General features: G+C 64.9%; 3 protein-coding genes. All 3 read right to left on the reverse strand.

Going from position 1 to position 1,956, the window contains the following annotated elements:
• Positions 1-718, reverse strand: a 718-nt coding sequence (locus tag D3H34_RS32135) for a CPBP family intramembrane glutamic endopeptidase (protein WP_147400564.1), incomplete at its 3' end; no start/stop codon positions are given.
• A complete protein-coding gene (locus D3H34_RS32140) occupies positions 715-1,356 on the reverse strand; it encodes a hypothetical protein (RefSeq protein WP_119558812.1) in 642 nt (213 codons plus the stop codon). The genes D3H34_RS32140 and D3H34_RS32135, both read right to left, overlap by 4 nt.
• Positions 1,357-1,438: 82 nt before the next feature.
• Positions 1,439-1,956: GGDEF domain-containing protein (locus D3H34_RS32145; RefSeq protein WP_147400565.1), on the reverse strand; the 518-nt coding region annotated here is incomplete at its 5' end.

Here is a 1,956-nt window from a genome sequence, read left to right on the forward strand (position 1 = left end):
CCGTTGAGAACTCGGTCCAGTCCGTCAGGATGTGCGCACCCGCAGGCACCCACAGTTTGCGGGTCACGATGTAGGCCGAAGTCAGCACCACCCGCGAGGCCCCGATCACGCCGAAGCACTGCGCCCAGTTCCAATGGTAGGTGGGCAGGTGTGCGGCGCAAAAGATGATCGTCGAGCCCAACAGCGCCAGCGCAATGGCATATCGGCGCGCCAACCCGAACTTGACGCTCGTCCATCGAAGCAGCGCGAGGAACGGCAGTATCGTGAGCAGTTCCTCGCCCAGCAACTGCGGCGCGGTGGACAGGAGGTTCAGGACCAGATCGGGCGCCGACATGCGTGCGGCGTCCACGGCCAGCGGATTGGGTGCGACCGGGGCGAACCGCTGCACCACGAGCGCGGCGAGCAGCGCCGACAGGATGGACAACACGGCCGCAAGAGCGGTGACGCCGGCATCGCCTGCGGACATCCGTCCGAACAACGCACTGGCATGGCGCCCGGCGAGCCACAGCAGCGTACCGAGAGGGATGGCGACGAAAAGCAGCCGGGTGAAGAGCTGCGCCTGGAAGCTGGTCGCCGGAACGAGCACCAGCAACAGGAACCCGGCGATGACGCTGGCCATCAGCCATGCCCACTGGCCGGCCCTGAATCCCACCGGCTGCCCCGCAACATAGGGGAAGTCGCGCCGTGCATGGGACCGGCACAGGGTGGCTAAGCTCATCGCTGTTCTACGCGGTTCACATTCCCACGCGGGTCCGTGGTGCAAAGCCACTGGGCCCCCTTCAGGCTGAGAAAGACTTCGTACCCACCGGCCGCGGCGACATGCGACAGGGGCAGCACGAACACGGCGTTCACCCCGCTTTTCAGCGCCAGCGCGCTTTTGCAAGCGGCCACGGCCGCGGCGGCGGCCTCCTTCGCTGCGGCGTCTCTCGCCGCACCGGCCGAAGGCCCCGGCTGGGCGCTGCCGTGTTCAATCGACAGCGTGTACTCGGCCTGTTCCCCGCGCCGCGCTGCATTGCGCATCAGGAACACGTCGACCACGTAGTCCGCCGCCGTCTCGGCGCGGACGGAGCATGTGTTGCCGGTCAACGCGCCTTGGCAAACGGCTTCCGCCATGCCGGAGCGTTCGACGTTGAGGTAGTTGCTCGGGTTGCTGGTGGCGAGACGGATCAGCAACTGCTGGCCCGGCTGGGCAGTCAAGGAATACTGCACGCTGTCGTACCCCGTGACATGCCCCTTGAGCGTGGTCGTGCCTTCACCCAGCGTCACGCGCTCGGTGCGGTCCGCGGCGAACGCGCTTGCGCCCGCCAGGCCCGCCGCCATCAGGGCCACCCACAAAACCTGCTTCATGCGTTGCATACGGAACTCCAGTTGATGTCGTGTACTCCAGCCGGGCATTCTCCCAGGGACAAAGCTGCTTCGAAAGAGGCGCAGCCTTTCATCAGAGTCCGTCGAGAACCACGCGATTGCGTCCGGCTTCCTTGCCACGGTACATGGCCGCATCCGCACGGGAAATGAGCGCTTCCAAGGCTTCTCCGGGTCGGTACTGAGCAGCGCCCGAAGTGCATGTCACATGAAGATCCTGATGGATCATCTGCGACCATGGCAGTGATTCCGTGTGGCTGCGAATGCGCTCGAGAAGCACGCCCGCCTGGCCCAGATTCGCGCCGGACAGCACCAGCAGGAACTCTTCCCCGCCATACCGGCCAGCGCAATCAATGGCACGCAACTGCGACGACAGCAGCTGTCCAAAAGCACGCAGTACCTGGTCGCCCCCCTCATGACCATAGCGGTCATTGACCTGTTTGAAATAGTCGATATCAAGCAATGCGACGCACAGCGCAGAGCCGTCGCGCTGAACGGTCTCAATGCCTTGCTGCAGCCGCTCCATCACGCCCCGCCGGTTCGCCACTCCGGTCAAATCATCGTGCCGCACCAGTTTTTCGATCTGCGCCAGAG

Source organism: Acidovorax cavernicola, from assembly GCF_003581445.1.

Coding starts and splice junctions, on each gene's coding strand:
- D3H34_RS32140 (WP_119558812.1), bottom strand. CDS start 1,356: ATGCAACGCATGAAGCAGGTTTTGTGGGTGGCCCTGATGGCGGCGGGC.